This is a genomic window from Paratractidigestivibacter sp., assembly GCF_052362415.1.
Taxonomy (GTDB): Bacteria; Actinomycetota; Coriobacteriia; order Coriobacteriales; family Atopobiaceae; genus Paratractidigestivibacter.
Window position 1 is genome coordinate 8,828 of sequence record NZ_DAWEMK010000042.1, and the last position, 615, is coordinate 9,442.

1 protein-coding gene is annotated in these 615 nt (G+C 71.5%); it reads right to left on the reverse strand.

What is annotated here, in order from left to right; genetic code table 11:
* Nucleotides 1-615, reverse strand: a 615-nt coding sequence (locus tag ACT84W_RS05850; RefSeq protein ID WP_444328545.1) for an ACT domain-containing protein, incomplete at both ends; no start/stop codon positions are given.

The following is a 615-nucleotide window of genomic DNA, read 5'->3' on the forward strand; positions in this document are numbered from 1 at the left end:
TCGCGCCCCGCCATCGCGCGCGCGCCGGCGTCGGTCTGCACCTCTCCCATGAGGGCGCCGGCGAGCCTACCAGAAGCGTCGGCGATGCCCTTCGCCTCCCCGCCGATGAAGCCGCCGAGCGAGCGCGCCGGCTTCTGGATGGGCGCGCTCGTCTCGTCGCGCATGACGGTAATGACGCGTGCCATCTCCGCGGCGGCGCGGGCCTCGCCGATGAGCATCTGCTCGCGCGTGCGCATGACGCCGCCGATGGAGAGCCCGAGCTCGGCGCAGGCGTCGAGCATCTGCTCGCCGTCGTCGAAGAGCTCCTCGGCCGTGACGCCCGGCCCCACGACCGCGCCCGCGCCGGATAGCGAGATGAACGTCGCGTAGTCGACGTTCTCGAGCCCGCGCACCATTGCGAGCACATCGTCCGCCGGCGCGCCGTCCGTCTCGAACACGGAATACGCCTGGCCGCCCTGCTCGGTGCGGTAGGTGCGGCAGAACGCGATGTTCACGTGCGCGTACGCCAGCAGGTTCGCGAGCGCCGCGAGCACACCCGGAACGTCGCGATGCGAGACGAAGAGGGTCGAGTAGCGCCCCGTGACGTCCACGCCGACGCCGTTGATGCGGCTGATG